The organism is Bradyrhizobium sp. LeoB3, assembly GCF_055456055.1.
The window spans coordinates 1-1,098 of the sequence record NZ_JBVBEF010000302.1 but is presented as its reverse complement, the minus strand read 5'-3'; the positions used below and the strand labels follow the sequence as shown (position 1 = coordinate 1,098).

Below are 1,098 nucleotides of genomic sequence, written 5' to 3'. Positions count from 1 at the left end.
CAGCAGCACCATCCCGACGGCGCCAAACAAGAAAGGCACCGCAGACAGCAGGCCGGTCTGGAAGTTGCTCACGCCGAAGTTCTTGATGATCGTCGGCAAGAAAAACGCCACACCATAGCTCGCCGCGTTCAGACAGAAGTAGACGAACGCGCAGGCAAGGACGCGGAGGTCGGTGAGCGCCTTAACGATGCCCACATGCTCGACCGCCACCTTGTGCTGCCTTTCAGCCTCCAGCCGTCGTTCGAGCCAGCCCCTCTCGTCGTTGGCGAGCCACGCCGCGAGCGCCGGCCGGTCGGTCAGGTAAAAGATGACCCCGAAAGCCATCAGGATCGAGGGCAAGGCTTCGAGGATGAAGAGCCATTGCCAGCCATCGAGTCCGGCGCCGGAAATGTTCAGCAGAGCCCCGGAGATCGGTCCGCCCGCAATCGACGAGAACGGGATGGCCAGCATGAACAGCGAGACAACCCGGGCCCGGTAGACCGACGGGAACCATAGTGTCAGGTAGAAAATGATCCCGGGAAAGAAACCCGCCTCGGCGAGACCGAGCAGGAAACGGAGGATGTAGAACACCCATTCGGTCGAGATCCCGGTGGCCGCTGAGATCGGGGCGATGAAGGCGAACAGAGCAGAGATGATCCCCCAGCTTAACATGATGCGAGCGATCCAGAGCCGTGCGCCGAACCTGTCCAGCGCGAGGTTGGATGGTACTTCGAACAGAAAGTAGGAGATGAAGAACAGGCCCGCGCCAAAGCCGTAAGCCGCCTCCGACAGGCCGAGCGCCGAGTTCATCTGGAGTTTGGCGAAACCGACGTTCACCCGGTCGAGGTACGCGACGAAGTAGCAGACGAACAGGAAGGGCAGCAACCGCCACATCAGCTTGCGGATGGTCCTTGCTTCGATCTCGTCCATGGCACCGCTAACTCCCTGCTCTTGGCTAGTGGGGAGCGCTCAGGCGGCCAGGTTTGCCGATCGTACATGGCGGTGCGGCTGAACACGACCTCGATACCCCAAGTTCATTCGCGGGATTTGGTTCCCGGCTTACCGGTCGCGCCACGCGGCGGCGTTACACGCTTCGTGCAGTCAAGCAACGGCGTCACC

At 61.5% G+C, this 1,098-nt stretch carries 1 protein-coding gene; it reads right to left on the bottom strand.

Features of this window, described 5'->3' with window-relative positions:
* Positions 1-909, bottom strand: a 909-nt coding sequence (locus ACZXDY_RS45995; RefSeq protein ID WP_464350024.1) for an MFS transporter, incomplete at its 3' end; no start/stop codon positions are given.
* Positions 910-1,098: the final 189 nt, after the last annotated feature.